Source organism: Streptomyces sp. NPDC004051 (assembly GCF_053604275.1).
Genome location: NZ_JBSGHG010000002.1, coordinates 1 through 25,347, shown reverse-complemented (window position 1 = coordinate 25,347; position 25,347 = coordinate 1). Strand labels below are relative to the sequence as shown.

Below are 25,347 nucleotides of genomic sequence, written 5' to 3'. Positions count from 1 at the left end.
CGCTGCGGGAGCCGGGGGCGGCTCAGGCGGCGGACGACGGGATGTTCTGGTTGGCGTGGAAGAAGTTGTCCGGGTCGTAGGCGCGCTTGACCGTGGTCAGCCGGTCGTAGTTGCCGCGGTACGTGGACCGGACGCGCTCCGGGCCCTCCGCTTCTCCGAGGAAGTTGACGTACGAGCCGCCCATGGAGTGCGGGTGCAGGTCGGTCCAGTAGTCGACGCACCACTGCCGGATCAGATCGGCGTTGGCCGGGTCGGGGTCGATGCCGGCGATGACGCCGGACCACACGGCGTCCCGGTAGGCCCAGGAGGTGTCCTCGGGGCCGACCCGGTGGGCCGCCCCGTCCACGGGGTACAGGTGCATCGTCGACAGGCCGGTGGGGATGCCCCGGCCGTACCTCTCGTGCACCGCGACGGCGTCGTCGGGGATGCCGTCGAAGAAGTCGCCGCGCCAGTACCACTGCAGCCCCTTGGGCATCAGCCCGTCGAACATGCTTTGCAGGGCGGGGTAGGGCATGGGGGTGGTGAAGTGGAAGGCCGGCGGCGCCGGGTCGTTGACCACGGAGAGCGTCTCCTCCAGGCGGTCGGCCTCCAGGTCGCCGGTGCGGCACCAGATCACGGCGCACATCTTCTGCCCGTGGATCGGTTCCGGGAAGGGCGGAGCGGGCGGGACCGCCAGGATCGCGAAGAACCCGCTGAGGTCCTCCGGCGCGGCGGGCAGGAAGTCCCGGTACCACCGCAGCACCTCCGCCGTGCGGTCGATCGGCCACACGGTCACCGCGACGCCGACCGTGTGCACCGGGTGCAGCCGGTAGGTGAACGAGGTGACCACGCCGAAGTTGCCGCCGCCGCCCCGCAGGCCCCAGAACAGATCAGGGTTCTCCTTCTCGGAGGCGGTGACGACGCTGCCGTCGGCCAGGACGACGTCCGCGGCGATCAGACTGTCGATCGTCAGGCCGTACCTGCGCGTCAGGTGGCCGTGCCCGCCGCCCAGCGTGAGGCCGCCCACCCCCGTGGTCGACATGATCCCGGTCGGCATGCCGAGGCCGAAGGCGTGTGCCTCGTGGTCCACGTCGCCCAGCAGACTGCCGCCGCCCACCTGTGCGGTTCCGGTGTCCGGGTCGACCCGTACCCAGCGCATCGGGGAGAGGTCGAGAGTCAGCCCGTCGTCGATCAGGCACAGTCCCGGTCCGCTGTGCCCGCCACCGCGCACCGCGACGTCGACACCCGTCTCCCGGGCGAAGGTGATGCCGGCCCGCACGTCCGCCGCTCCGACGCACTGGGCGATGACGGCCGGGTGCCGGTCGATCATGGCGTTGTAGAGGCTGCGGGACTTGTCGTACTCCGCGTCCTGCGGCGTGACGACACGCCCCCGCAGGGCCGCGCGCAGGCTGTCGAGAGCAGGTGCGTCGATGCCGCTCATGGTGGGACACCCCTTGGACTTGGACGGGGAAGGATCGCGGAGCCGGATGGCCGAGGCCGCACGAGGCCGCCGGTTCGGCCGGCGTTCGTCCAGGGGCCCGGAAGCGAATCCGCCGCTGTGCCCAGTGTGACGCCGGGGACTGTGACGCGCGACACGTCGGGTGCGGTGCTCGCCGTGCGGTGCTCGCTGTTCGGCGCTGGGCGTCAGGCGCTGGGTGTCAGGGGCTGTTGCGGCGGCTGCTTCCGTGGCGCAGGAACACCGTGCGGAGTTGGTGGCTCAGGGCGGTGGCCGCTGCGGTGAGGAAGATGAAGGTGTAGAGGATCTGGAGCATGGCGACCAGACGGGCCATCTGACCGTGCGGGGTGATGTCGCCGTAGCCGACGGTGGCGAGGGTGACCAGGGTGAAGTAGAGGGCGTCCAGCCGGGTGGTGAGGCCGATCATTTCGCCGGGGTGCCGGGCCAGGGCCTGGTAGGCCGTCGCGAAGACCAGGATGGCCAGGCACATCAGCAGGGGGATGACCAGTCCGGGCCGGGCGTGCGGATGGTTGAGGAGGACATGGACGATCTGCTGGAGCAGCAGGGCGGCTATGAGCGCCAGGGCCAGGACGAAGAGGGTCCAGCTCAAGGCGGGGCGCTGGGGGCCCAGGCCGTCGAGGGGGAGCAGGAAGTAGGCGGCGACCATGAGGGTCGCGCCGACCGTCTGGACGAGCAGGCGCCACAGGGAGGCCCGGGGTGTGGAGGGCTTGCGGCCGCTGTCCATCAGGATGCCGGGGAGCGGCGGGAGTGAAGGGTTTGGTGTCCGGTGCGCTAGGTGCGGCTCGGCTCGTCGCGTGGCGCGCACAGGGCCCAGATGACGAATCCGTAGACGATCATGAGGGTGATCGACCAGACCGGTGCGTAGGGCAGCCAGACGAAGTTGGCGATCATGCCCAGTCCGGCCAGTACGACACCCGTGACACGGGCCCAGGTCGCCCCGCTGAACAGGGCGAGCCCTGCGGCCAGTGCGAGGGCGCCGAGGATCAGGTGGATCCAGCCCCAGCCGGTCAGGCTGAACGCGTAGGTGAAGTTGGGCGTGGTGATGAAGACGTCGTCCTTGGCGATGGCGGCGATTCCCTCGAAGATCGCCATGATCCCGCCGAAGGTCATCAGCACTGCCGCGGCCGCGGTCCAGCCCATCGCCCAGGCGCTTCGTGGTGCCCATTCGGTCCGGTGGTGCGTTCCGCTGACGTTGCTCGCCATGTGCTCGCCCCTTTCGGCTGTCCCCGAGTGGTGCGCTTCTCATTCAGATTGACACCCCTGGGCATGCTCGGCACCTCGGGTATCGCACCGCGTACGTCTCTCGTCAGTCGTTGCGTTCGCGCTCCTCGAGGTAACCGGCCGCGAGGGCGCCCGCGCGTGTGAACCAGTCGCTCAGGACGGCGATCTCGTCGGGGCCGTAGTCGGCGAAGAGCGCGATGAGCTGGGCGTAGTACGGCTCGTAGATCTCGCGGACGCGAGCCACGGCGTCCGGCCGGGCGGCCACCCGGACGCGTCGGCGGTCCGCGGGATCGGGACGGCGGACGATGTAGCCGGCGCGTTCCAGGCGGTTGAGGATCCCGGTCATCGCGCCCGTCGTGACGTGGACGCGTTCCGCCAGCTCTCCGGCGGTGAGCAGGTTCTCGCCGGACTCGATGACGAAGCCGAAGCAGGTCAGGTCGGTGACGTTCAGGTCCACCTGCTGGGCGATCCGGTGCTGGCCCACCAGGTGGGTCGCGATGAGGCGGTCCATCGCCCACAGCGCCTGCTCCGGTGTGGCGGGCGGGCGCGGCTTCGCGTACATGATGTTCCTCATTTCACTTAGCGCGTGAGAGGTTTATGCGCTAAATTGCTTACGACGTGAGAGGTTTTTCGCCCCGTTGGCTGCGTGAGGGAGCAGGTACGTGAGCGCACATCAATATGACCATGGGCACACGGTGGCCGGGTGGACCGGTTTCGGGATCGTCATCGCGGGCGCGGCCGTTCTCGGCCTGGGAGTGTGCACGGGGTCCGGGGCGTGGATGGCCGCCGGGCTGGGCATCGTCGTGATCGGCGCCCTCGTCACCTGGGTGCTGCATCTGGCCGGGTGGGGCAAGGCGACGGGGTGGCGGCCGAGGGAGCAGTGGGACTGGCGGGTACGGGATCCGGATGCCCGCGACGGACACCCGGGTTGCCTGGGTTGCCGGTTGGCGGGGCGCGGCCGGCGCCGGACCGCGGCGGCGGAATCCGGTGGCGCCCCTCCTCTTGTCCCCGCGCCCCGGAGCGGTGCGGCGGAATCGGGCCCCGTGGCTGCCGGTGACTCCGTGCGCTGAGGCCTTGCCGGCCGGATGGGGGCTGGTGCCGGGCGGGGGTGCCTCTATGTCTTCCGTGGAGCGAGGCACGGGGTGCAGGCCGGGCTGTTCTGATTCCGGCCCGGCCTCGCACCGGGCCCGCGGGAACGGCCGTGCTGCCCGGTCTCCGGTTCGTTCTTTCCGCACTTCCCGCACGGGAGTGGACCCGGGGTACGGGCAGGGGCGATCGTGGCAGCATGAGTGATCACCCCACGGCACCGGCTTCGGGATCCGTAGCGGAATCCGCCGAGGTGCGGCGGTTCTGGGAGGGGCTCGGGCTTCCCGGACTCGTCGACGTGCACACGCACTTCATGCCGGAGCGGGTGCTGCGCAAGGTGTGGGCCTACTTCGACGCGCTCGGTCCGCTGACCGGCGGGGTCGAGTGGCCGATCACCTACCGGCAGGAGGAGAGCGAACGGGCGGGCCTGCTGCGGGAGTTCGGGGTCCGCGCCTTCACGGCCATGCTGTATCCGCACAAGCCCGGCATGGCGCGGTGGCTGAACGGCTGGGCGGTCGACTTCGCCCGCCGTACGCCCGACTGCCTGCACACCGCCACGCTCTTCCCCGAGCCCGACGCCGAGGCGCAGGTCCGGGAGGCCGTCGAAGCGGGGGCACGGGTCTTCAAGGCGCACGTGCAGGTGGGGGCGTACGACCCGGCCGACCCGTTGCTGGACGGGGCCTGGGGCGTGCTCGCCGAGGCGGGCGTCCCGGTGGTGGTCCACTGCGGTTCGGGGCCCGCGCCCGGCAAGCACACCGGGCCCGAGCCGATCGCGCGGCTCCTGGCCCGGCACCCCCGGCTGCGGCTGATCGTGGCGCACCTCGGGATGCCCGAGTACGAGGACTTCCTCGACCTCGCCGCGCGCTACGAGGAGGTGCGGCTGGACACCACCATGGCGTTCACCGACTTCACCGAGCGCATGGTGCCGTTCCCCCGGCGGGCCCTGCCCCGGCTGGCCGACCTCGGCGACCGGATCCTGCTCGGCACGGATTTCCCCAACATCCCGTACCCCTACGTCCACCAGCTCCACGCCCTGGAGCGGCTCGGGCTCGGGCAGGCCTGGCTGCGGGCGGTGTGCCACGACAACGGTGCCCGTCTCTTCGGCCTGGAGGCGGGCGGGGCACTGTCGGCCTCCTGAGGATCGGTACACCCTCCCGGGGCCGGAGCGAGCTTTCTCAGGGGAATCACAGACTTCCGCAAGGGTGTTCTCAGAGGTCCCCGCGACGGTGTGGAGCATGACCACGACATCGCCCCAGGGGCGCACCGAACTGCTGAGGCCGGACGGGAGCCCCGTCCGGGTGCTTGTGGTGGACGACGAGCAGTCGGTCACCGACCTGCTGTCCATGGCCCTGCGCTACGAGGGCTGGCAGATCCGCAGTGCGGGGGACGGCCAGGGCGCCGTCCGTGCCGCGCGCGCGTTCCGGCCCGATGCCGTCATCCTGGACATGACGCTTCCGGACATGGACGGGCTGTCCACGCTCGGGCGGCTGCGCCGCGAGCAGCCGGACGTCCCCGTCCTCTTCCTCACCGCCAAGGACGCCGCCGAGGACCGTGTCGCGGGTCTGACCGCGGGCGGCGACGACTGCGTGACCAAGCCGTTCGGCCTGGAGGAGGTCGTCGCGCGGCTGCGCGGGCTGATCCGGCGCTCCGGTGCGGCCGCCCGCCGGCCGGAGTCCGTACTGGTCGTCGGCGACCTCACCCTCGACGAGGACAGCCACGACGTCACCCGGGGCGGGGAGCACATCCACCTCACCGCCACCGAGTTCGAACTGCTGCGCTTTCTGATGCGCAACCCGCGGCGCGTGCTCAGCAAGGCGCAGATCCTCGACCGGGTCTGGTCCTACGACTTCGGCGGGAAGGCCAACGTCGTCGAGCTGTACATCTCGTATCTGCGCCGGAAGATCGACGCCGGCCGGGAGCCGATGATCCACACCCGGCGCGGTGCCGGGTACATGATCAAGCCTGCGGTCGGGTGAGCGGACGGCGACGACCGCGCCCGCGCGCCCCGGGGACGCGACGCGTCGGCGGTTCCGTGCGCCGACAGCGGTGATCGGCGTCGTGACCCCGCGTGCGTCGGCCGGGCCCGGGCCGCCGGGCCCGGGCCCTGACCAGCTGACTGTACGCCGTATAAGAATTATTCTACGGTGTACAGCATGACGACGTCCCCGTCTCCCCGGGAGCAGACCCCCGGCCGGGTCGCGGACGACCGGGCACCGCGGCCCCAGGGGCACCCCCGGCGCTGGCTGATCCTCGGTGTCATCTGTCTCGCGCAGCTCACCGTGCTGCTCGACAACACCGTCCTGAACGTGGCGATCCCCTCGCTCACCCGCGAGATGGACGCGTCGACCGCCGACATCCAGTGGATGATCAACGCGTACTCGCTCGTGCAGTCGGGCCTGCTGCTCAGCGCGGGCAACGCCGCGGACCGCTACGGCCGCAAGAAGATGCTGGCCGCGGGCCTGGCCCTGTTCGGCGCCGGTTCGCTGGTGGCCGGACTGGCCGATTCGTCGGGCCAGTTGATCGCGGCACGGGCCGGAATGGGTATCGGCGGCGCCCTGTTGCTGACCACCACGCTGGCCGTGGCGATGCAGATCTTCCCGCCCGAGGAGCAGACCAAGGCCATCGGCGTCTGGAGCGCGGTCAACGCGCTCGGCTTCGCCACCGGCCCGCTCCTCGGCGGCTTCGTGCTGAACCACTTCTGGTGGGGCGCGATCTTCCTCATCAACCTGCCGATCGCGGCGCTCGGCCTGGTTGCCGTCGTGGTGCTCGTCCCGGAGTCGAAGAACCCGGAGGGCGACCGGCCCGACCTGCTCGGCGCGCTGCTCTCCACCATCGGCATGACGGCCCTGGTGTACGCGATCATCTCCGGGCCCGAGCACGGCTGGACCTCGGCCCGCGTCCTGGGGACCGCGCTCACCGCCGTCGCCGTTCTCGGCGTCTTCGCCTACTGGGAGAGCCGGATCCCGTACCCCATGCTCGACCTGAGCTTCTTCGGGAACCGCCGGTTCACGGGCGCGGTCGCCGGGGCGACGCTGATCACCTTCGGCATGGGCGGCGCGCTGTTCCTGCTCACCCAGCACCTGCAGTTCGTACTCGGCTACGGGCCTCTGGAGGCCGGCCTGCGCACGGCGCCGCTGGCCCTGGCCGTCGTCGCGCTCAACTTCACCGGACTGGCCGCGAGGGCGACGGCGAACATGGGCGTGCCGGTCTCCATCGCGCTGGGCATGACGCTGATGTCCGGCGGGCTGGTGTCCATCGCCGCCCTCACCGAGCACGGCTACCCGGGCACCCTGCTGGGCCTGGTCCTGATCGGGGTGGGCACCGCGGTCGCCAACCCGGTCATGGCCCACGCGATCATGAGTTCCATCCCCCAGGAGAAGGCGGGCGTCGGCGCCGGGATCAACGGCACGCTCGCCGAGTTCGGCAACGGGCTGGGGGTCGCCGTACTGGGCGCGGTGCTGGGCGCCCGTTTCGCCGCGCTGATCACGGTGGAGGCCGGCTCGCTCCCGGCGGCGCTGGCCGCGGCGGACTCGGCGGGCGAACGGGACCGTATCACCGAGGCGTTCTCCTCCGGACTGGAGACCAGCCAGCTGGTGGGGGCGTCGGCCGTGCTGCTCGGCGGACTGCTGGCGGCGGCGCTGCTGCACCGGGCGGGCAGGGCGGACGCGGGGGCGCAGGCCACATGATCCCTCCCGCACGTCCGTGTCCCTGCGGGAACCCGGGCAGGACCTAGCATGAAACGGCGTCGGAAAGTCGAGGAAGGTACGCCATGGCGACAGCCCAGCGGTCCGGGGGCCCGGCGCGCCCCAGTGTCTGGCTGGAGGACCGGGCCCGGCACGGCGGGCGCGGCGGCGGACAGCCCTCGGGACTGGACCGGGAGCGGATCACGGAGGCCGCCGTACGGCTGCTGGACGCCGAGGGCCTGGACAAGTTCTCCATGCGACGGCTCGCGGCCGAGCTGAACGTCACGGCGATGTCCGTCTACTGGTACGTCGACACCAAGGACGACCTGCTCGAGCTCGCCCTGGACACGGCCTACGACGGTCTCGCGCTGCCCGACCCGGACGCCGACGAGGACTGGCGCAACCAGTTGCGCGCGCTGGCCGGGGAGTACCGGGCCATGCTCGTGCGCCACCCCTGGCTGTCGCCGCTGGCCGGGAGGTTCCTCGACATCGGGCCCCGGGCGCTGTCGTTCTCCGGTGCCGTGCAGCGGGTCATCCGCAGGACGGGGCTTCCGGAGCACGGCATCACCGGCGCCGTCTCGGCCGTCTTCCAGTTCGTGTACGGGTACGGCACGATCGAGAACCACTTCCACGCCCGGGTCGCCGGGGCCGGGATGACCCCCGACGAGTACCACCGGCACGCCATGACCGAGGTGGCGCGGTGGCCGGGCGCCCCCGGGGTCATCGAGGAGTCGACGAGGGCCATGGAGGCCCGGGGCGGCGACACGGTCGAGGAGATGATGGAGCGGGACTTCGTCTTCGCCCTGGACCTGCTGGTGGCGGGCATCGAGGTGATGGTGGCGCGGAGCCGGGACTGACCCGCCCCGCGCTCTCCCTCGTGCCCCCGGCTCCTTCCGCCCGCTCTGCTTGCTCTACTCGCTCTGCTCGCCCTGCTCCCCTTCGACCAGCCGCGCCGGGAATCCGCCCGTCGCCACCGGCCCCCACCGCTCCGGGGTGATCCGGATGACCGACTTGCCCTGCCTCACCATGGCCGCCCGGTACTCGTCCCAGTCGGGGTGCTCCCCGGCGATGTTCCGGTAGTACTCCACCAGCGGCTCCACCGACTCGGGCAGGTCCACCACCTCGGCCGTGCCGTCGATCTGCACCCAGGGCCCGTTCCAGTCGTCGCTGAGGACGATCAGGCTCACCCGGCTGTCCCTCTTGGCGTTGCGCGTCTTGGCGCGTTCCGGGTAGGTGGAGACCACGATCCGGCCCGAGTCGTCGACCCCGCAGGTCAGCGGGGAGCCCTGGGGGCTGCCGTCGGCCCGCCGGGTCAGCAGGATCGCGCGGTGCCGGGGGCGTACGAAGTCCAGCAGCTCGTCGAGCGACACACGGGTGTTCGTCGCGATGTTCGGTGCCATGGGGGCAGCCTAGGTGGACTCGGGGTCCGGAGAGCGGTGCGACTCCGGCCCGGAGGCCCCGACCGTCGATGTCCCCGTCGCCGACGAGGCCGTCGCCGGTGCCCGGGTCTCGGTCCGGGTCTCGACGGCCTGGGTCAGCGCGCCCGTGGTCCGCAGCGGGACCTCCTTGATGAACAGGGTCACCAGGAAGGCGAGGAACGCGACCGGGGCGACGTACAGGAAGATGTCGGCGATGCCGTGTCCGTAGGCGCTCTCCAGCCAGGTGCGGACGCCCGCGGGCAGCAGGTCCATGTCCGGCAGTTCGCCGGAGCCGAGCGCCTCGGCGGCACCGGCCTGCTCCTGCGGGCTCAGCGTGCCGATGGTGTCCTCGGCGTAGTGACTGATCCGGGTCGTCATCACGGAACCGAGCACCGAGACGCCCACCGCGCCGCCGAGCGACCGGAAGAAGGTGACGACCGAACTGGCGGCGCCGAGGTCGCCCGGGGCGACCTGGTTCTGGGTGGCCAGCACCAGGTTCTGCATCATCATGCCGACGCCGAGGCCCATGAGCGCCATGAAGACGCCGATGTGCCAGTACGGGGTGTCGTAGCGCATGGTGCCCAGCAGTCCCAGGCCGGCGGTCAGCAGCACACCGCCGGAGACCAGCCAGGCCTTCCACTTCCCGGTCCGGGTGATGATCAGACCGGAGACGGTCGACGACACGAACAGGCCGGCGATCATCGGGATGGTCAGGACACCCGACATGGTCGGGGACTCGTTCCGCGCCAGCTGGAAGTACTGGCTGAAGAAGATGGTGCCGGCGAACATCCCGATGCCGACGAACAGCGAGGCGACCGAGGCCAGCGTGATGGTGCTGTTGCGGAACAGCCGCAGCGGGATGATCGGCTCGGAGGCCCTCGTCTCGATGAAGAGGAAGACCAGGGCGAGCAGGATCGCGCCCCCGAGCATCACGTACGTCTGCCAGGACAGCCAGGCGAACCTGTCGTCGGCGAAGGTGACCCAGATCAGCAGCAGACTGACGGCCGCGGTGACGAAGAAGGCGCCGGCCCAGTCGACCTTCACCTCGCGCCTGGTCTCCGGCAGGTGCAGCGTCTTCTGCAGGACGACCAGGGCGATCAGTGCGAACGGCACACCGACGTACAGGCACCAGCGCCAGCCGAGCCAGGAGGTGTCGGTGATCACGCCGCCGACCAGCGGGCCGCCCACGGTCGCGACCGCGAAGACCGCGCCCAGGTAGCCGGAGTAACGGCCGCGTTCCCGGGGGGAGATCATCGCGGCCATGATGATCTGGGCCAGTGCGGTCAGTCCGCCGGCGCCCAGTCCCTGGACGACCCGGGCCCCGATCAGCATGCCGGAGTTCTGCGCCATGCCGGCGAACACGGAGCCCAGGAGGAAGATCACCAGAGCCAGCTGGACCAGCACCTTCTTGCTGACCAGGTCGGCGAGCTTGCCCCACAGGGGGGTGGACGCCGTCATCGACAGCAGCGCGGCCGTCACGACCCAGGTGTAGGCGCTCTGACCGCCGCCGAGGTCGGTGATGATCTGGGGCAGGGCGTTGGAGACGATGGTGGAGGACAGGATCGCGGCGAACATGCCGAGCAGCAGGCCCGACAGTGCCTCCAGGATCTGCCGGTGGGTCATCGGGGCGGTGTTTTCCGTGGAGCCTCCCCCGTGCTTGGCATGATCTCGCACACCGGTCGGTGTGGTCGTTGCCATGGGCTTCCTTCTCTTAGGAGTGTGCGGGCGTGTACGTGGTCTCCGCGGGGCCGGGCGGCGGTGTCGCGCGGGGCGTGGGGCGGCAGTCGCCGAAGCTGTCCCTGAGCCGGGCCATGAGCAGGGTGAGCTGTCCGATCTCCCCGTCGGACCAGTCGCCCAGGCGCTCGGCGAGCAGGTGCGTGGTCCGCCGGAACAACTCGTCGAGCTGTGCGTGGCCCGCCGGGGTGACGCGCAGGATGCGGGAGCGCCTGTCGGCCGGGTCGGGGGAGCGCTCGATCCATCCGCGCTCCACCAGATGGGCGACGTGGCGGCTGGTGACCGACAGGTCGAGGACGAGCAGCTCGGCGAGCCTGCTCATGTGCATGTCGCCGTGGCGGCCGAGCGCCGTCAGCACCGCGGCGGAGCCGCTGGGACAGTCGGCCGGCATGCTCCGGCGGAGCTCCCGCTTCACCGCGCCGAAAGCGCTGAACTGCCGCACGAGCTCCTCGTACTGCGCCTGCCCGGCCATCACACCTCCCGTTTGTTGCTTAGGGCAACGATAGAAGTTGATGGTTGCCACAGACAAGTAAAAGGGGGTTCGGGCGTCTTAAGACTTGGCAAAGGCAAGTAGTGCGAATCGTAAACCCGCAGGTGGGTCCCCTGGCGCCGCGTGCTCAGAGCCGGGCGCCCCGTGCCCGGGGCCGGTCCGGCCGACGGCGGACGCGGCCGGATGCGTTATGCGCGCCCCCACTTGGGGCCCGCGTCGGCAATTCGCTAGTGTCTCGGGCCATGGCTAACTCCCAGCCCCCCCAGGGCAACCACGACCCCGCCGGCAGCACCCAGATGTTCCGCGCGTTCGTCGACGACGCCCCTCAGGGGCAGCAGGCCGCCGCGACGAGCGGTGGCGGTCCGCGTATCGGCCTGATCATCGGTGTCGTCGCCGTCGTGGCGATCGTCGCGGCGGTGGCCTGGCTGGCGCTGGCCTGACGACCGGACGCACGGAGGCCGCCGTCACGCCCGCGAGGGGCGTTCCGGCGGCCGGTGGTCCGCGCCCCGGGACGGAGTTCCCGGGGCCTCGGCCGTGCTCAGTCCTCCGAGATGAGGCCCTCACGCAGCTGGGCCAGGGTCCGGGTGAGCAGCCGGGAGACGTGCATCTGGGAGATGCCCACCTCCTCGCCGATCTGCGACTGGGTCATGTTGGCGAAGAACCGCAGCATGATGATCCGCCGCTCGCGCGGCGGCAGCTTGGCGAGCAGCGGCTTGAGCGACTCCCGGTACTCCACGCCCTCCAGCGCCGTGTCCTCGTAGCCGAGGCGGTCCGCGAGGGAGCCCTCGCCGCCGTCGTCCTCGGGGGCCGGGGAGTCCAGCGAGGACGCCGTGTACGCGTTGCCGACCGCGAGGCCGTCGACGACGTCCTCCTCCGACACGCCCAGCACCGCGGCGAGTTCGGGAACCGTCGGGGAGCGGTCGAGCTTCTGGGAGAGCTCGTCGCCGGCCTTCGTGAGCGCCAGGCGCAGCTCCTGCAGCCGGCGCGGCACCCGCACCGACCACGACGTGTCGCGGAAGAACCGCTTGATCTCGCCGACCACCGTCGGCATCGCGAACGTCGGGAACTCCACGCCCCGTTCGCAGTCGAAGCGGTCGATCGCCTTGATCAGCCCGATGGTGCCGACCTGGACGATGTCCTCCATCGGCTCGTTGCGCGAGCGGAAGCGCGCCGCGGCGTACCGCACCAGCGGGAGGTTGAGTTCGATCAGGGTGTCCCGGACGTAGCCGCGCTCCGGGCTGTCCTCGTCGAGCGCGGCGAGCCGCAGGAACAGGGAGCGGGACAGGGTGCGGGTGTCGATGGCCGCCGTGTCCGGAAGCTGTGGAGCGGGCGCGGCCGCGAGGGCCGGGACGTCATCGATGGGGCCGAGTGAGTCGAGAGCATGGGGAGCTGTCTCGCTCTCCGCGAGCGTGAGCACCTTCGAGCTGCCCTGTTCTGCGGACATGCCACCCCCTTTGGGTCGCGGGACGGTCGGGGCGAACGTTCCCGTCCGAGGAACGCAGCCCTCACCTGAATACCGGAGCCGGAGCCTCGGCAAACGCGCTTCCCGCAGAATGTCACATGTCGGCAACGCGCTGTAGTGACATGTCGACATCCGAGTGACGAACCAGCCCTGGAAACAGGGTAACTGGCGGTGTTTCAGACCGGAAGCGCCCAGATGGGCACTAGTGAGCGATTGCCCCTTTCGGGTTACGCGTCGATCCTGTTCGCGGATCTCAGCCGCTGGAAGCTGCGCGCGAGCAGCCGGGACACGTGCATCTGCGAGACGCCGAGCTCCACACTGATCTGTGACTGGGTGAGATTGCTGTAGTACCGCAGCAGCAGGATCCGCTGCTCCCGCTCGGGCAGTTGGACGAGCAGGTGCCGGACGAGGTCGCGGTGTTCGACGCCGTCCAGCGCCGGATCCTCGTAGCCGAGCCGGTCCAGCAGGCCGGGGAGTCCGTCGCCCTCCTGCGCGGCCTCGAGGGAGGCGGCGTGGTACGACCGCCCGGCCTCGATGCAGGAGAGCACGTCCTCCTCGCTGATGCGCAGCCGTTCGGCGATCTCGGCGGTCGTCGGGGAGCGTCCGAAGGCGGTCGTGAGGTCCTCGGTGGCGCTGTTGACCTGCACCCACAACTCGTGCAGCCGGCGCGGGACGTGGACGGTGCGGACGTTGTCGCGGAAGTACCGCTTGATCTCGCCGATCACCGTGGGCATCGCGAACGTCGGGAACTGCACGCCCCGTTCCGGGTCGAAGCGGTCGATGGCGTTGATGAGCCCGATGGTGCCGACCTGGACCACGTCCTCCATCGGCTCGTTGCGGGAGCGGAAGCGGGCGGCGGCGTAGCGCACGAGCGGCAGGTTGGCCTCGATGAGCGCCGTGCGCACCCGGGTGTGCTCCGGCGTGCCCGGCTCGAGATCCTTGAGCTGGGTGAACAGCACCTGGGTCAGGGCCCGGGTGTCGGCGCCGCGGCGCTTGGCCGGTGACGGCGCGGGTGGGGGCGGGGACGCGGGGGGCTGTGCCGGGGGGTGGGCCGGGGCCGGTTCCGGGGCGGCCGGGTCCGGGGACTGAGCCGGAGCCGGGGTCAGGGCGGACACCTGGTCCTGGGGCGGCGCAGTACTGGCCGACACGGTCAACGCCACCTCTTCATCGGTCGACTCATCCGTCAAAAGCGGTCATAGCATCACAAGACATGCTCAGTGTGTGCAAGCACCGCATATTCCGTGTTGAGGGGCGGTTCATTCCCAAAAGCACGCAAAAGCCCTCCACCGTCATGGTGGAGGGCTTCCGGGGGTGAGGCTCAGAACTCGTAGTCGGCGATCACCCACGTGGCGAACTCGCGCCACAGCCCGACACCCGCCTGGTGCTTCGGGTGCTCCACGTACCGGCGCAGCGCCTCGGCGTCCTCGAACGCCGAGTTGATGGCGAAGTCGTAGGCGATGGGCCGGTCGCTGATGTTCCAGGCGCACTCCCAGAAGCGGATCTCCGGGATCTCGCCGTCGAGCGAACGGAACGCCTCCACGCCCCGCACGACGCGCGGATCGTCGCGCTCGACGCCCTCGTTCAGCTTGAAGAGGACCAGGTGGCGGATCATCAGCTTCCTCCGTTCGCGATCCAGGTCATGAAGTCCCCGACGGCGCTCGCGGCCTCGGAGACGCCCTCGAACGCTATCTGGACGTAGTCGGCAGCCTTTTCGGGGTCCGTGATGATCACATACAGCGCGAAGACCGCGAGGACATAGACGGCGACCTTCTTCGCGTTCACCGCCATCGCGGCCCTCCCCCTGTCACTGTGGTGCACCGGCGTCACCCGTACGCGCCGAGCGGGCCCATGATCGCACGAAGGGCCCCGTCCGACGACGAGGCCCTTCACGAGCGGTAGCGGTGGGATTTGAACCCACGGTGACTTGCGCCACACTCGCTTTCGAGGCGAGCTCCTTCGGCCGCTCGGACACGCTACCGAGGGAGACCTTACAGCACGGGGCGCGATGGTTCGAAATCGGTATTCAGCGGTTCCGGAAGAACGCCGTGAGCAGGTCGGCGCACTCCTCGGCGAGCACTCCCTCGACGACTTCCGGCCGGTGGTTGAGCCGCCGGTCGCGGACGACGTCCCAGAGGGAGCCGACCGCACCGGCCTTCTCGTCCCGGGCGCCGTAGACGACCCGGTCCACCCGTGACTGCTGGATCGCGCCCGCGCACATCGTGCACGGCTCCAGCGTCACCACGAGGGTGCAGCCGGCCAGCCGCCACTCCCCGAGCTTCGCGGCGGCCCGCCGCAGGGCGAGCAGTTCCGCGTGGGCCGTGGGGTCGGGGCCGGCCTCGCGCTCGTTGTGCCCGGAGGCCAGCACGGTGCTGCCGTCCGGGGCCAGCACGACCGCGCCGACGGGCACGTCCCCGCCCCGGACCGCCAGTTCGGCCTCCTCCAGGGCGAGCCGCATCGCGGCCCGCCAGGGGTCGCGCACCGGGTCGGCCGGGCGGGTGGCCCCGGTCAGCGGACGGTCTCCAGGACCTCCGAGACGCCCAGGACCTCGGCGATCTCGCCGAGCGCGTCCCCGGACAGCGAGCGCAGTTCCTTCTCGCTCACGCCCAGGTCGTCCAGGACCCGGGCGTCGCCGACCGGCCCGTGCGGCACGGCCTCGCCGGAGCCGGCGTCCGCGACGGCCTCGTCGGCGCCGTCGGCGTCGTCGGCGTCCGGTTCACCGTCCTCCGTGCCGTCGAGGTCGAGGGCGTCCAGGTCGGTGCCGTCGTCGCCGGGCTGCCGGCCGAGCAGTTCGTCGGTGAGCAGGATCTCGCCGTAACTGCTGCGGGCGGCGGCCGCGGCGTCGGACACGTAGATACGAGGGTCCTCCTCGCCGTCCACGCGGACGACGCCGAACCAGCCGTCCTCCTGCTCGATCAGCACGAGCACCGTGTCCTCGTCGGGCGCGGCCTCCCGGGCCAGGTCGGCCAGGTCGGCCAGGGTCTCCACATCGTCGAGTTCCGTGTCGCTCGCTTCCCACCCGTCTTCGGTGCGCGCGAGCAGTGCGGCGAAGTACACCGTGACTCTCCCACTGGTCTTAGGTGTGCCGGTCGGGGGTCCCCCCGGCGGAGGTTGCGGACGGGGAGTGCTCTTCGAGCCCGCCCCCGCCCACTCGGAATCGTGGCAGAAACAAGGCCGTCAGGGGATGTCTTCGGCCCCCTGTGTCCGGCAGTTTTGCACCCACGCCGCCGAGTGCTCCCGTGGGGGCCCGTCGGCGTGCTCGCCCTCGCCATACGCGGATCGTACGCGGCTCCGCCCGTCCGGCCCGTAGGGCCACTACGGCAAACACCCGCATGCGTCGTGAGCTTCCCGTGCCCGCTCACCCTTTCGGCGCCGGGGCCCGACGGGGTCCTGGCGGGAATTCCTCACGGGTCCTACCAGCGGAAGGTCCGCATGCGCATCGCGTGCCGCAGCCTGGCCGCCTTGGCGCGGCGCGGCTGGACCCGGTTGCGCAGCTCCCGGGCCTCGGCGAGTTCGCGCAGGAACCGGGCACGGCGCTGCCGCCGCTCGGCCTCCGTCTCGTCGGCCCCGGGCGGGCCGGTCGTGCCGGGGGCACCGGACACGTAGGGCCCCTCCGGGCCGCCGGATGCGCCGGACGGCCCGGGCGCGCCGCGTCTTCCGCGTGCTCCGAGTGTGCCGGGGGGCCTGGGTGTCCCGGGCGTCCCGGGTGCCCCGGATGTCCCGGGTGTTCTGCGTGTCGACGGCTCGTCTCGGGAATCCCGCTCAGGCATTGCTTCATCACCCCAGTCCGTCCCTCCCACTTTCCCCCGGACAGGTGGTTTGACGCCAGCGAAGGAGTGGTGGCGGGTCGAAGGGCTTGCCCCCACGGGGAACGGGGCCCGGTCAGGCCCGGTTAATGTGGGGACATGCGTCTCCACGTCGTCGACCACCCCCTGGTCGCACACAAGCTCACCACGCTGCGCGACCGGCGCACCGACTCCGCTACCTTCCGTCGCCTCGCCGACGAGCTGGTCACCCTGCTCGCCTACGAGGCCACGCGTGACGTGCGCACCGAACAGGTCGACATCCGGACGCCGGTGGAGCCGACCACGGGTGTCAAGCTGTCCCACCCGCGCCCGCTGGTGGTGCCGATCCTGCGGGCCGGTCTGGGCATGCTGGACGGCATGGTCCGGCTGCTGCCGACCGCCGAGGTGGGTTTCCTCGGCATGATCCGCAACGAGGAGACCCTGCAGGCGGCGACGTACGCCACCCGGATGCCGGAGGACCTGTCCGGCCGCCAGGTGTACGTCCTGGACCCGATGCTCGCCACCGGCGGCACGCTGGTCGCCGCGATCCAGGAACTGATCAAGCGGGGCGCGGACGACGTGACCGCCGTGGTGCTGCTGGCCGCGCCGGAGGGCGTCGAGGTCATGGAGCGCGAGCTGGCCGGCACCCCGGTGACCGTCGTGACCGCGTCGGTCGACGAGCGCCTCAACGAGCACGGCTACATCGTGCCGGGCCTCGGCGACGCGGGGGACCGGATGTACGGGTCGGCCGAATAGCCGAACACCCGAACAGCCGAACAGCCGAATCCAGACCGAGCGGCGGCCCGGCGGTACGCGCGGGCCCCCGTCGGTGCGCGTGTGGGCCCCTGTCCCGCGACCGTCCGGGAGCAACCGCCCCCGTGCGGCCGCCGCGGCTTCAGCAGCCCTTCTTGGCGGTGGGCGTCGGCTTGGGGGCGGTCAGCGCGGTCAGGGCCCGGCCGGCGTCCGCTTCCGCCGTCAGCCGGGTGAAGCCGTCGCCGATGATGAGGTCGAGCTCGCCGCCCTTGCGGGACGCCTCGGTACGGCGTTCGGCGTCGGCGAGCTGAGCGCCGAGCACCGGCAGCGAGGACGTGAGCGCGGACGTGGGCCCGAGCAGCACACCGGTGCCCTTGACCTTCTTGTCGTACTCCTCGGTCGCGTTGCCGATGTCGCCGATCTTGAAGCCGCGCTTCTTCAGCTCGTCGGCGGTCTTCTGGGCCAGCCCGCTGCGGGTCGTGGCGTTGAGGACGTTGACCGTGATCCGGCCGGGTTCGGGGAGCGCGGTGCTGCGGGCGGGAACGGGGCTCGGCGAAGGGCTCGCCCCGGGGGTGCAGTCCGCCTTGACTCCGACCGCGGAGGCGGGGTTCCCGTCGCCGGTGAAGACGTCGAAGAGCTGCAGCGTGCCCCAGCCGGCCACGCCGAGCACCGCGAGGGACGCGGTGGCCAGAGCGACGAGCCTGCCGCGGCGACGGGGTCGGCGCATCCGCGGGTACCTGTCACCCCGGATCCGGTACTGGCCGCCCATGCCGGGAGGAGTGAGCATGCTCATGGGCGCAGCGTAGTGCGCTCCGACGGTAATGCCTACTAGATGATCATCGGATGCCACGCAGTCCAACCCGAAAGGGTCAAAGCGGGCTCGGTCAGGTTTCACCCGAGGCCGGCTCCGCGCAGCCGGAGCGGCGGGCGGGGGTCCCGGACGGAGCCCGGGGAGGGTCAGCTCAGCTCGAGGACGCGGGCGTGCAGCACCTGGCGCTGCTGGAGCGCCGCCCGCACCGCGCGGTGCAGGCCGTCCTCCAGGTAGAGATCGCCCTGCCACTTCACGACGTGCGCGAAGAGGTCGCCGTAGAAGGTCGAGTCCTCGGCGAGGAGGGTCTCGAGGTCGAGTTGCTGCTTCGTCGTGACGAGCTGATCGAGGCGGACCGGGCGCGGCGCGACGTCCGCCCACTGCCGGGTGCTTTCCCGGCCGTGGTCGGGGTACGGCCGGCCGTTTCCGATGCGCTTGAAGATCACACGGAAAGCCTACCGGTCGAGACGTTCCGGGCGCAGCCTCACGGCTCGGACACGTGGGCAAGTCCGGGCGAGTCGTGGTCGATTTCCGTCAAAGGGGGTGGGTGTGGCCGGGTTGCCGGCCCGTTCCTCCCGCGGGTGTTCCCGTGATGTCCGTCACCCGGGGCGGGGTGCGAGGTCGACGCCGTGGCCCCGTCGGCGCCGACGCCCCCCCCGGCCCCGCCTCCTCCCGGCCCCGCCTCCTCGCGTATTCGCCTTTCGCGTACGATTCCGCCCACGGTTTACTTAGGGGAGCCTAACCTAAAGGAAGCGGGGGCACGGTGACCGGTGAGATCTTTCGGGACGATTGGGGGATCCCGCATCTGCGTGCGGACGACGCGGTCGGACTCGCCCGTCTCCAGGGCCGGGTCACCGCCCTCGACCGCGCCTGGCAGCTGGAGGTCGAGCGGCACAGGGCGCAGGGCACCTCGGCGTCCTTCCTCGGCCCCGAGGCCCTCCCCTGGGACCGCTTCGCCCGGCGCGCCCGCCTGGCCGACACGGCCCGCCGCTGCTTCACCGAGCTGGAACGACGGGACACGACGACGGCGCACTGGCTGCGGGCGTACGTGGCGGGCGTCAACGAGGGGCTGTCCTCCGCCACCGCCCCCGAGTTCGCCCGGGTGGGCCTCACACCCGGCCGGTGGGAGCCCTGGACACCGCTCGCGGTCTGGATCGCCACGCACATCCTGTTCGCCGGCTTCCCCGCGAAGCTCTGGCGCGAGCGGGTCGCCGCGCACCTCGGCGCGGACGCCGTCGGGCTGTTCGCCGCCGACGGCCCCGGCACCTCCGGCAGCAACGGCTGGCTGGTCACGGGGGAGCGGACGGTGACCGGGCGGGCCGTCATCGCGGGGGACCCGCACCGCTTCATCGAGGACCCCGGCGTCTACCAGCAGATCCACCTGTCCTGCCCGGAGTTCGACGTCGTCGGCCTCGCCGTGCCCGGTGTCCCGGGCATCGCCCACTTCGGTCACACCGGTACGGTCGCCTGGGCGATCACCAATGCCATGGCCGACTACCAGGACCTCTACCGGGAGCAGCTGCGGCGTACGGGCGCAGGGGTGGAGGCGCTCGGCCCGGACGGGGTCTGGCGGCGGGCCGCCCGGCACACCGAGACCATCGAGGTCGCCGGCGAGGAACCGGTCGGGGTCGAGGTGATCGAGACCGACCGCGGGCCGGTGGTCGTCGGGGGTCCCGAGGGCCTCGACGACGGCGTTGCCGAGCCCGGCGTGCCCCCGGTCGCCCTCGCCCTGCGCTACCCGCCGCGGGTCACCGGGGACCTCGGCTTCGGCGCCCTGCTGCCGCTGCTGCGGGCCCGCCGGGTCGCCGACGTGGACCGGGCCGCCGACCTGTGGGCCGAGCCCGTCAACGTGATCCAGGCCGCCGACACCGAAGGCGGCACGCTGCACCGGGTGGCCGGCCGGGTGCCGGTCCGGGCCGAGGCCAACGGGATCCGTCCGGTGCCCGCGTGGGAGCCCGGCCACGACTGGCGGGGGTGGCACGAGCCGCCGCGCGCCGGGCTGACCGAGGGTGTCGCCGTGATGGCGAACCAGCGCGGTCCGGCGGCCCCCCTCGGGGTCGAGTTCGCACCGCCGCACCGCGCCGACCGCATCGCCGCCCTGCTCGCGCGGAAGGAGCGCTGGTCCGCGGCCGACATGCCCGCCCTCCACAGGGACACCCACCTCGCCTCCGCCGCCGCCCTGCTGGACCACCTCGCCGCCCTCGACGGCCTGAGCGGACCGGCGGCCGGTCTGCGCGACCGGCTGCTGCGCTGGAACCGGCGGATGGACGCGGACAGCGCCGACGCGGCCGTCTTCGCCGCGGTGCGCGGCGCGGTCGTACGGCGGCTCGCGGAACACCCCGCGTTCGCCGCACTGGCCACGCCCCCGGCCGTGCCGGACATCTTCCTGCCCTGGCTGGCGCTGCTCCCGCGCATCGGCTTCGCGCTCGAACACCTCCTGACGGCGGAGGAGTTGTACGGCATCGACCGCCCGGCCGCGGTCCGCGCGGCACTGGAGGAAGTGGCCGAGCGGCCGCCCGCCGGCACCTGGGGCGACACCCACCGGACGGCGCCCTGGCGGGCGTTGCCGCCCACGACGCCGTACGACGAACCCGGTCTGTCGGGCGACCACGACTGCGTGCTGTGCACCTCCTCCGTGCCCGGCCTCACCGACCTCGCGGCGCGCGGCCCGGCCGCCCGGTACGTCTGGGACCTGGCCCGCCGTGAGGACAGCCGCTGGGTGGTGCCGTTCGGCGCCTCGGGCGTCCCGGGATCACCCCATCACCGAGACCAACTGGCCCTGTGGCTCGCGGGAGACCTCGTCCCGGTCGTCACCGACTGGGCGCGGTTGCGGAAGGAGACCGATGTCTGACCTGTACGACTCCCGCGAGGCCGTCCACGAGCAGGTGGTCGACGGCTTCGGCGCCCTGCGCGTCCTGCCGCTCGACCCGTCGGCCGACGCGCCCGTGCTGCACCGCTGGGTGAGCGGGGAACGCGCCGTCTTCTGGGGCATGAACGGCCTGACCGAGCGCCAGGTGGCGGAGATCTACGTCCACATGGACACGCTCGACACCCACCACGCGTACCTCCTCGTCAAGGACGGTGAGCCGGCCGCCCTGTTCCAGACCTACGAACCGGAGGCCGACCGGGTCGGTGAGTGCTATCCCGTCGAACCCGGCGACATCGGCCTCCACCTGCTGCTCGCCCCCGCCGCCCCGGGAGGCGCGCGCCCCGGGTGGACGGCCGTGCTGCTCGCCGCCGTCGTCGGGTTCGTGCTGCTGGACCCGGACCGCGAGCGCGTGGTGGTCGACCCGGACGTGGCCAACGAGAAGGCGGTCGACCGCTTCCTGCGGCAGGGGTTCACGGCCGGCCCCGCGGTCGTCCTGCCCGAGATCGACCTGCCGGACGTGTACCTGCCGGAGAAGCGGGCCCGACTCGCCTTCCTCACCCGGGAGGCGGCCTTCGGCGGGTGACGGCTCCGCCCGTACCGTGGGGTTTCTGCCGGAGAGGTGAGTGTTCGGCGCCTCCCCTCCGTACTCAGTCTGAAGCCGGATTGCCGGAAGGCGGGAAACGACGTGCAGCGACGGCGCAGCGGGGCGGCGGGCGAGGGCGGACGCGACCGGGGAACGGTCCACGGGGCCCGGCGACTTCAGGGGCTGGTGCTGCTGGGCACCGTGCTGGTCCTGCTCCTCCTGGGCAGCGCCGGACCGGCGAGCGCGCACGCGGCCGTCCGCGAGACCGTCCCCGAGAGCGGAAGCGTCGTCAAGTCCGCCCCGCAGCACGTCACCATGACCTTCACGGAGTCCGTCGCCCTGCTCGAGGACTCCTTCCGGGTCTACAGCCCCGACAACCACCGGGTGAAGCTGGGCGAACCGCGGCACGCCGAGGACAGGTCCGACACCGCGCGTGTCGACCTGCCCGACGGGCTCGACGAGGGCACCTACACGGTCGCCTGGCGGGTGGTCTCCGCGGACAGCCACCCCGTCTCCGGCGCCTTCACGTTCTCCATCGGCAAACCCTCGCCCTCCGCGCCCGCCGCACCCGAGGACCCGGCGGAGCACCCGGTCACCTCGAGCCTCTACAACACCGGCCGCTACCTCGCGTACGTCGCCGCCACCCTGCTCATCGGCACGGTGGCGTTCGCGGCCCTGTGCCGCCCGCCGGACACCGCCCCGCTGCGGACGCCGCTGGTCACGGGCTGGTGGACGCTGCTGACGGCCACCCTGGCCCTCCTCGTCCTGCGGGCCCCGTACGAGAACGGCTCGTCGCCCGCGACGGCGTTCGACCTGGCGGCCTTCACCGACATCCTCACCGGGCGGCCGGCCGTCGCCATGCTGGCCCGGGTGGTGCTGCTGGTGCTGACGGCGGTAGTCCTCCTGCGGCTGTCCCGCGTCGCGCACCGCCGTGAGCCGGACGCCGGCCACGGCGAGTCGGGCGACCGGACACCGCCCGCCCAACTCGCCGTGGGCGGTGTCCTGGCCGTCGCGCTGGCGCTGACCTGGGCGGCCGCCGAGCACGCCTCGGCCGGTATCCAGGTCCCGCTGGCGATGACGTCCTCGGTGCTGCACCTGCTGGCGACGGCCTGCTGGCTCGGCGGTCTGGTGGCCCTGCTCACCATCCTGTTCCGCGCCGGGACCCCGCTCCCCGTCGCCACGGTCGTCCGCTTCTCCCGCCTCGCCTTCCTCTGCGTGACGGTGCTCGTCGTCACCGGCGTCTACCAGTCCTGGCGGGGTCTCGGCTCCTGGACGGCGCTCGGGGACTCGGCGTACGGGAGGGTCCTGATCGCCAAGCTCGTGATGACGGCCGTACTGCTCCTGGCAGCGGCCCTGTCCCGCCGCTGGACCATCCGCCTGGCGACGGCCGCGGCGGAGGGGGAGACGCCGGAGGAGCCGGCGGCGACGCGGCAGCGGGTCCCGGAACTCGTGACCACCCCCGCCCCGGGCGAGACGCCCCCCGCGCCCCCCGCACACCTGCCCTCCGACGCCCGGACATCCCCCGAACCGTCCGCCTCCGACCGCCACCGGCGAGGTCTGCGCGTCTCCGTCCTGGCGGAGGCGGCCGTGGCGGTCGTGGTGCTGTTGATCACATCGGTGCTGACCAGCACCCTCCCGGCCCGTGCCGAGGCCGAGGCGGCGAAGGCGGCCGAGAGCGCCCCGGTCGCCGGACTGCCCGCGGCGACGGTGGTCACCATCCCCTACTCCGTCGGCACCCCCGGCGGGAGGGGCAGCGTGCAGATCACCCTGGACCCGGGCAAGGTCGGGGAGAACGGCATCCAGGCGGTGGCGTTCGCCCCCGACGGCGCCCTGGACTCGGTCCCGGAGCTCCGCCTGTCCTTCACCCTCGAGGAGAAGGACGTCGGCCCCATCGACGCGGGCCTGACCGACCGCGGCGGCTACTGGGCCACCAGCGACCTCACCCTCCCCCTTCCCGGCACCTGGACGATGAAGGCGACCATCAGGGTCTCGGAGGTGGACCAGGTGACCGAATCCCACTCCATCCGCATCGACCCCTGAGCCGCCCCCACCGGGGAGCCGGTCAGAGCTTGCTCATCTTGGCGTACGGGCTCGGGATCCGTTCCTGGGCCGAACCGAAATCCACGAGTGCGGCGATCCCGTCCTCGACGCCGATCACGCGGCCGAGACCGTACATGTCGTGTGTGACCTGGTCGCCCACCGCGAAGTGCTTGGGAGGCGGCGAGACCGGGGTTTTGAAGGGGCTGGTGGGCAGAACGCGCTTCGGTGCACCTGGCTTTGTCATCACCACCAGTATGGGCCCGCGCGCCCGTGGAGCCCAGCTTCGCACCCGAGGAGCACGGGTGAGGGGCGAGGCGTCCGCGAGGAGGGCTGGAACACGTCGAAGGGCCCCACCGCGAACGGTGGGGCCCTTCGATTTCGTGCCCGGTGAGGCACTGGCGGAGGATACGAGATTCGAACTCGTGAGGGGTTGCCCCCAACACGCTTTCCAAATGTTCGCTAGGGGGTTCGGGGGAGGGCGCGTACGTTCTGGCCTGCGACGGAGCGGGAGGCGGAAGGGTTTCCGGGGGCCCCTGAACGGAGGTGAACGAGACCACAACTGAGACCAGGATGCTCTCTATTTGTCCAGGCTGGCCGCCAGGTGCCGACCTCACGCCGACGCGGGCGGTAGGAGGGGCGTGGGCCATGGCTTCGCGGTCCACAGCTGGTTTGCGCTCGCCAGGCTTTGTCACACCCCTCCCGTACCGTGGAAGCCGTGGGACCGAGCGGGAGGGGATGTCCGTGACTGACGTAAAACTCGAGGACCTGATCGAGGAGCTCGACCAGAAGGCGAAGGACGAGTTCGCGTCCACCCCGGACGTTGTGGACAAGGGGCACGGCCTCGACGTGCCGGCGCTGCCGATCACCGCGCGGAAATGGCACAAGGTCACGGACGCGGTTGCCGTCGTCGCGGACTTGAAGGGCTCCACCAAGTTGGGCACCGGAAAATGGGCGGCGAGCACCGCCAGTATCTACGAGGCCAGCACAGGTGGAGTCGTCCGGATCTTCGACGAGTTCGAAGCTGACTTCCTGGCGATTCAGGGTGACGGCGCCTTTGCACTCTTCTGGGGGGACCGCCGGTACGAGCGCGCGCTGACCGCCGGAATCACAGTTGAAAGATTCAGCATTGACTTGGTGAAGCGGCTTGAAGCCCGGTGGCCGAACGACCCCGAATTGCCCAGCACGGGATACAAGGTCGGCGTCGCCTCCAGCCGTCTCCTCGTCAAGCGGGTCGGTACGCCGCGCAACGTCAATCAGCAAGAGCCGGTTTGGGCGGGCAAGGCTGTCAACTACGCGGCCAAAGCAGCACAGTCAGTCGATCGACACCTTAGAGCTCGTAACACGATCTTGTTGAAGTGGCCTGGTAGGCCGTGACCGATGTGAGGATTCGGCCGTTCGGGAGGGTGTGAGTACCCGGCCGTGGATCGTGGACGACGACTTGTGGGCACTGATCGAACCGCTGCTGCCGCCCTGGCCGGAGAAGGCACCGGGGCCGCGCCCGGTGCCGGACCGGCTCTGCCTGCAGGGCATCCTCTACGTCCTCCACAACGACATAGCCTGGCAACTCCTGCCCCCTGAGCTGGGGTTCGGCTCCGGGCAGACCTGCTGGCGGCGCCTGGACCGCTGGCAGCGGGCCGGCGTCTTCGACCAGCTGCACCGCATCCTGCTCGCCGAGCTGAACGCGGCCGGCGAACTCGACTGGTCTCGCGCGTGTGTGGACGGCTCCCACATCCGCGCGAAAAAGGGGGTGCCGACACCGGTCCGTCGCCGGTCGACCGGCGCAAGACGGGCAGCAAACACCACCTGATCTGCGACGGCTGCGGCACCCCGCTCAAGGTCATCACGACCGCGGCCAACGTCAATGACGTCACCCAGACCCTCGCCCTGGTCGACGGCATCCCGCCCGTCGCCGGCCGCCCCGGCCGTCCGCGCCGCCGTCCCAAGGCCCTGCTCGGCGACAAG

28 protein-coding genes, 1 tRNA gene and 1 pseudogene are annotated in these 25,347 nt (G+C 71.5%); 12 read left to right on the top strand and 18 right to left on the bottom strand.

The features are described 5' to 3' along the window. Positions 1-22 precede the first annotated feature (22 nt). The 4 genes from ACWEQO_RS03660 to ACWEQO_RS03645 all read right to left on the bottom strand — a co-directional run bounded on the left by ACWEQO_RS03660 (position 23) and on the right by ACWEQO_RS03645 (position 3,239). A complete protein-coding gene (locus ACWEQO_RS03660; RefSeq protein ID WP_452978542.1) occupies positions 23-1,420 on the bottom strand; it encodes an FAD-binding oxidoreductase in 1,398 nt (465 codons plus the stop codon). A gap of 217 nt (positions 1,421-1,637) precedes the next feature. Beyond that, positions 1,638-2,180: a potassium channel family protein gene (locus tag ACWEQO_RS03655; RefSeq protein ID WP_452978539.1), complete on the bottom strand. Its 543-nt coding sequence runs from the start codon at positions 2,178-2,180 to the stop codon at positions 1,638-1,640. A 47-nt stretch (positions 2,181-2,227) separates the two neighbouring features. Then, positions 2,228-2,659 (bottom strand): DUF7144 family membrane protein, encoded by a 432-nt coding sequence (locus ACWEQO_RS03650; RefSeq protein ID WP_452978536.1) that lies wholly within the window; start codon positions 2,657-2,659, stop codon positions 2,228-2,230. Positions 2,660-2,762: 103 nt separating this feature from the next. After that, on the bottom strand, positions 2,763-3,239 hold the full coding sequence (locus ACWEQO_RS03645) for a MarR family winged helix-turn-helix transcriptional regulator (RefSeq protein WP_361458161.1): 477 nt from the start codon (positions 3,237-3,239) through the stop codon (positions 2,763-2,765). Positions 3,240-3,339: 100 nt separating this feature from the next. Here ACWEQO_RS03645 and ACWEQO_RS03640 point away from each other — a divergent pair, with 100 nt between their 5' ends. The 5 genes from ACWEQO_RS03640 to ACWEQO_RS03620 all read left to right on the top strand — a co-directional run bounded on the left by ACWEQO_RS03640 (position 3,340) and on the right by ACWEQO_RS03620 (position 8,303). Next, the gene (locus ACWEQO_RS03640; protein WP_361458164.1) at positions 3,340-3,747 is read left to right on the top strand and encodes an HGxxPAAW family protein; all 408 of its coding nucleotides are present in this window, start codon (positions 3,340-3,342) and stop codon (positions 3,745-3,747) included. 215 nt (positions 3,748-3,962) lie between these two features. Continuing rightward, the gene (locus ACWEQO_RS03635) at positions 3,963-4,901 is read left to right on the top strand and encodes an amidohydrolase family protein (protein WP_452978532.1); all 939 of its coding nucleotides are present in this window, start codon (positions 3,963-3,965) and stop codon (positions 4,899-4,901) included. A 97-nt stretch (positions 4,902-4,998) separates the two neighbouring features. Beyond that, positions 4,999-5,739: a response regulator transcription factor gene (locus ACWEQO_RS03630; protein ID WP_361458170.1), complete on the top strand. Its 741-nt coding sequence runs from the start codon at positions 4,999-5,001 to the stop codon at positions 5,737-5,739. Positions 5,740-5,916: 177 nt separating this feature from the next. Beyond that, positions 5,917-7,449 (top strand): MFS transporter, encoded by a 1,533-nt coding sequence (locus ACWEQO_RS03625; protein ID WP_452978528.1) that lies wholly within the window; start codon positions 5,917-5,919, stop codon positions 7,447-7,449. Positions 7,450-7,532: 83 nt separating this feature from the next. After that, on the top strand, positions 7,533-8,303 hold the full coding sequence (locus ACWEQO_RS03620) for a TetR/AcrR family transcriptional regulator (RefSeq protein WP_452978525.1): 771 nt from the start codon (positions 7,533-7,535) through the stop codon (positions 8,301-8,303). A 54-nt stretch (positions 8,304-8,357) separates the two neighbouring features. Here the strand turns inward: ACWEQO_RS03620 and ACWEQO_RS03615 are convergent, their stop codons facing one another. From ACWEQO_RS03615 to ACWEQO_RS03605, 3 genes are read right to left on the bottom strand one after another with little or no spacing between them, the layout of a single operon-like run. Then, positions 8,358-8,846, bottom strand: coding sequence for a PPOX class F420-dependent oxidoreductase (locus ACWEQO_RS03615; RefSeq protein ID WP_452978522.1), 489 nt, complete (start codon positions 8,844-8,846; stop codon positions 8,358-8,360). A 9-nt stretch (positions 8,847-8,855) separates the two neighbouring features. Next, positions 8,856-10,562, bottom strand: coding sequence for an MDR family MFS transporter (locus tag ACWEQO_RS03610; RefSeq protein WP_361458182.1), 1,707 nt, complete (start codon positions 10,560-10,562; stop codon positions 8,856-8,858). A 13-nt stretch (positions 10,563-10,575) separates the two neighbouring features. Further along, entirely contained in the window at positions 10,576-11,070 is a 495-nt protein-coding gene (locus ACWEQO_RS03605; protein WP_452978519.1) for a MarR family winged helix-turn-helix transcriptional regulator, read from the bottom strand. A 260-nt stretch (positions 11,071-11,330) separates the two neighbouring features. On the opposite strand from ACWEQO_RS03605, the gene ACWEQO_RS03600 reads away from it, so the two are divergent. Beyond that, the gene (locus ACWEQO_RS03600; RefSeq protein WP_361458188.1) at positions 11,331-11,528 is read left to right on the top strand and encodes a hypothetical protein; all 198 of its coding nucleotides are present in this window, start codon (positions 11,331-11,333) and stop codon (positions 11,526-11,528) included. 98 nt (positions 11,529-11,626) lie between these two features. Here ACWEQO_RS03600 and ACWEQO_RS03595 read toward each other — a convergent pair whose 3' ends face one another. From ACWEQO_RS03595 to ACWEQO_RS03560, 8 genes are all read right to left on the bottom strand, one after another. Next, positions 11,627-12,532 (bottom strand): RNA polymerase sigma factor SigF, encoded by a 906-nt coding sequence (locus ACWEQO_RS03595; protein WP_361458191.1) that lies wholly within the window; start codon positions 12,530-12,532, stop codon positions 11,627-11,629. A 245-nt stretch (positions 12,533-12,777) separates the two neighbouring features. Continuing rightward, positions 12,778-13,698 carry an RNA polymerase sigma factor SigF gene (locus ACWEQO_RS03590; RefSeq protein ID WP_452978515.1) on the bottom strand — a complete coding sequence of 307 codons (921 nt, stop codon included), beginning with the start codon at positions 13,696-13,698 and terminating at the stop codon, positions 12,778-12,780. 170 nt (positions 13,699-13,868) lie between these two features. Then, positions 13,869-14,162 (bottom strand): Dabb family protein, encoded by a 294-nt coding sequence (locus ACWEQO_RS03585; protein ID WP_361458197.1) that lies wholly within the window; start codon positions 14,160-14,162, stop codon positions 13,869-13,871. Continuing rightward, on the bottom strand, positions 14,162-14,338 hold the full coding sequence (locus tag ACWEQO_RS03580; protein ID WP_361458200.1) for a hypothetical protein: 177 nt from the start codon (positions 14,336-14,338) through the stop codon (positions 14,162-14,164). Before ACWEQO_RS03580 ends, ACWEQO_RS03585 begins: the two co-directional genes overlap by 1 nt. 105 nt (positions 14,339-14,443) lie before the next feature. Beyond that, positions 14,444-14,528 (bottom strand) — tRNA-Ser (locus ACWEQO_RS03575). Between the two features lie 45 nt (positions 14,529-14,573). Then, complete coding sequence (gene tadA / locus ACWEQO_RS03570) at positions 14,574-15,005, bottom strand: tRNA adenosine(34) deaminase TadA (protein WP_361458323.1); 432 nt, start codon at positions 15,003-15,005, stop codon at positions 14,574-14,576. Positions 15,006-15,055: 50 nt separating this feature from the next. Continuing rightward, complete coding sequence (locus ACWEQO_RS03565) at positions 15,056-15,604, bottom strand: tRNA adenosine deaminase-associated protein (protein ID WP_361458203.1); 549 nt, start codon at positions 15,602-15,604, stop codon at positions 15,056-15,058. Positions 15,605-15,960: 356 nt separating this feature from the next. Further along, the gene (locus ACWEQO_RS03560) at positions 15,961-16,149 is read right to left on the bottom strand and encodes a hypothetical protein (protein WP_452978510.1); all 189 of its coding nucleotides are present in this window, start codon (positions 16,147-16,149) and stop codon (positions 15,961-15,963) included. 303 nt (positions 16,150-16,452) lie between these two features. Here ACWEQO_RS03560 and upp point away from each other — a divergent pair, with 303 nt between their 5' ends. Then, positions 16,453-17,088, top strand: coding sequence for a uracil phosphoribosyltransferase (gene upp / locus ACWEQO_RS03555; RefSeq protein WP_361458209.1), 636 nt, complete (start codon positions 16,453-16,455; stop codon positions 17,086-17,088). A gap of 139 nt (positions 17,089-17,227) precedes the next feature. Here upp and ACWEQO_RS03550 read toward each other — a convergent pair whose 3' ends face one another. Both ACWEQO_RS03550 and ACWEQO_RS03545 read right to left on the bottom strand, forming a co-directional pair. Then, positions 17,228-17,854, bottom strand: coding sequence for a LytR C-terminal domain-containing protein (locus ACWEQO_RS03550; RefSeq protein WP_452979147.1), 627 nt, complete (start codon positions 17,852-17,854; stop codon positions 17,228-17,230). A gap of 188 nt (positions 17,855-18,042) precedes the next feature. Then, positions 18,043-18,339, bottom strand: coding sequence for a type II toxin-antitoxin system VapB family antitoxin (locus ACWEQO_RS03545; protein WP_202275276.1), 297 nt, complete (start codon positions 18,337-18,339; stop codon positions 18,043-18,045). Positions 18,340-18,656: 317 nt separating this feature from the next. Here ACWEQO_RS03545 and ACWEQO_RS03540 point away from each other — a divergent pair, with 317 nt between their 5' ends. The 3 genes from ACWEQO_RS03540 to ACWEQO_RS03530 all read left to right on the top strand — a co-directional run bounded on the left by ACWEQO_RS03540 (position 18,657) and on the right by ACWEQO_RS03530 (position 23,385). Then, complete coding sequence (locus ACWEQO_RS03540; protein ID WP_452978505.1) at positions 18,657-20,744, top strand: penicillin acylase family protein; 2,088 nt, start codon at positions 18,657-18,659, stop codon at positions 20,742-20,744. Then, entirely contained in the window at positions 20,737-21,345 is a 609-nt protein-coding gene (locus ACWEQO_RS03535; protein WP_452978502.1) for a GNAT family N-acetyltransferase, read from the top strand. The genes ACWEQO_RS03540 and ACWEQO_RS03535 overlap by 8 nt, the downstream gene beginning before the upstream one ends. Before the next feature lie 186 nt (positions 21,346-21,531). Further along, a complete protein-coding gene (locus ACWEQO_RS03530) occupies positions 21,532-23,385 on the top strand; it encodes a copper resistance CopC/CopD family protein (RefSeq protein ID WP_452979144.1) in 1,854 nt (617 codons plus the stop codon). Positions 23,386-23,407: 22 nt separating this feature from the next. On the opposite strand, the gene ACWEQO_RS03525 is transcribed toward ACWEQO_RS03530, so the two are convergent. After that, positions 23,408-23,629 carry a hypothetical protein gene (locus tag ACWEQO_RS03525; protein WP_452978499.1) on the bottom strand — a complete coding sequence of 74 codons (222 nt, stop codon included), beginning with the start codon at positions 23,627-23,629 and terminating at the stop codon, positions 23,408-23,410. Positions 23,630-24,126: 497 nt separating this feature from the next. Between ACWEQO_RS03525 and ACWEQO_RS03520 the strand changes: the two genes are divergently transcribed. Together ACWEQO_RS03520 and ACWEQO_RS03515 are read left to right on the top strand one after the other, a co-directional pair. After that, positions 24,127-24,759 carry a hypothetical protein gene (locus ACWEQO_RS03520; RefSeq protein WP_452978496.1) on the top strand — a complete coding sequence of 211 codons (633 nt, stop codon included), beginning with the start codon at positions 24,127-24,129 and terminating at the stop codon, positions 24,757-24,759. Further along, positions 24,746-25,347, top strand: a pseudogene (locus ACWEQO_RS03515) (IS5 family transposase); the annotation flags it as partial. The gene ACWEQO_RS03520 and the pseudogene ACWEQO_RS03515, both read left to right, overlap by 14 nt.

What these genes read in the sequence shown, in the direction of transcription:
- ACWEQO_RS03660 (WP_452978542.1), bottom strand. Translation starts at nt 1,420, where the DNA reads ATGAGCGGCATCGACGCACCTGCTCTCGACAGCCTGCGCGCGGCCCTG.
- ACWEQO_RS03655 (WP_452978539.1), bottom strand. Translation starts at nt 2,180, where the DNA reads ATGGACAGCGGCCGCAAGCCCTCCACACCCCGGGCCTCCCTGTGGCGC.
- ACWEQO_RS03650 (WP_452978536.1), bottom strand. Translation starts at nt 2,659, where the DNA reads ATGGCGAGCAACGTCAGCGGAACGCACCACCGGACCGAATGGGCACCA.
- ACWEQO_RS03645 (WP_361458161.1), bottom strand. Translation starts at nt 3,239, where the DNA reads ATGTACGCGAAGCCGCGCCCGCCCGCCACACCGGAGCAGGCGCTGTGG.
- ACWEQO_RS03635 (WP_452978532.1), top strand. Translation starts at nt 3,963, where the DNA reads ATGAGTGATCACCCCACGGCACCGGCTTCGGGATCCGTAGCGGAATCC.
- ACWEQO_RS03630 (WP_361458170.1), top strand. Translation starts at nt 4,999, where the DNA reads ATGACCACGACATCGCCCCAGGGGCGCACCGAACTGCTGAGGCCGGAC.
- ACWEQO_RS03625 (WP_452978528.1), top strand. Translation starts at nt 5,917, where the DNA reads ATGACGACGTCCCCGTCTCCCCGGGAGCAGACCCCCGGCCGGGTCGCG.
- ACWEQO_RS03620 (WP_452978525.1), top strand. Translation starts at nt 7,533, where the DNA reads ATGGCGACAGCCCAGCGGTCCGGGGGCCCGGCGCGCCCCAGTGTCTGG.
- ACWEQO_RS03615 (WP_452978522.1), bottom strand. Translation starts at nt 8,846, where the DNA reads ATGGCACCGAACATCGCGACGAACACCCGTGTGTCGCTCGACGAGCTG.
- ACWEQO_RS03610 (WP_361458182.1), bottom strand. Translation starts at nt 10,562, where the DNA reads ATGGCAACGACCACACCGACCGGTGTGCGAGATCATGCCAAGCACGGG.
- ACWEQO_RS03605 (WP_452978519.1), bottom strand. Translation starts at nt 11,070, where the DNA reads ATGGCCGGGCAGGCGCAGTACGAGGAGCTCGTGCGGCAGTTCAGCGCT.
- ACWEQO_RS03600 (WP_361458188.1), top strand. Translation starts at nt 11,331, where the DNA reads ATGGCTAACTCCCAGCCCCCCCAGGGCAACCACGACCCCGCCGGCAGC.
- ACWEQO_RS03595 (WP_361458191.1), bottom strand. Translation starts at nt 12,532, where the DNA reads ATGTCCGCAGAACAGGGCAGCTCGAAGGTGCTCACGCTCGCGGAGAGC.
- ACWEQO_RS03585 (WP_361458197.1), bottom strand. Translation starts at nt 14,162, where the DNA reads ATGATCCGCCACCTGGTCCTCTTCAAGCTGAACGAGGGCGTCGAGCGC.
- ACWEQO_RS03580 (WP_361458200.1), bottom strand. Translation starts at nt 14,338, where the DNA reads ATGGCGGTGAACGCGAAGAAGGTCGCCGTCTATGTCCTCGCGGTCTTC.
- tadA (WP_361458323.1), bottom strand. Translation starts at nt 15,005, where the DNA reads ATGCGGCTCGCCCTGGAGGAGGCCGAACTGGCGGTCCGGGGCGGGGAC.
- upp (WP_361458209.1), top strand. Translation starts at nt 16,453, where the DNA reads ATGCGTCTCCACGTCGTCGACCACCCCCTGGTCGCACACAAGCTCACC.
- ACWEQO_RS03550 (WP_452979147.1), bottom strand. Translation starts at nt 17,854, where the DNA reads ATGGGCGGCCAGTACCGGATCCGGGGTGACAGGTACCCGCGGATGCGC.
- ACWEQO_RS03535 (WP_452978502.1), top strand. Translation starts at nt 20,737, where the DNA reads ATGTCTGACCTGTACGACTCCCGCGAGGCCGTCCACGAGCAGGTGGTC.
- ACWEQO_RS03525 (WP_452978499.1), bottom strand. Translation starts at nt 23,629, where the DNA reads ATGACAAAGCCAGGTGCACCGAAGCGCGTTCTGCCCACCAGCCCCTTC.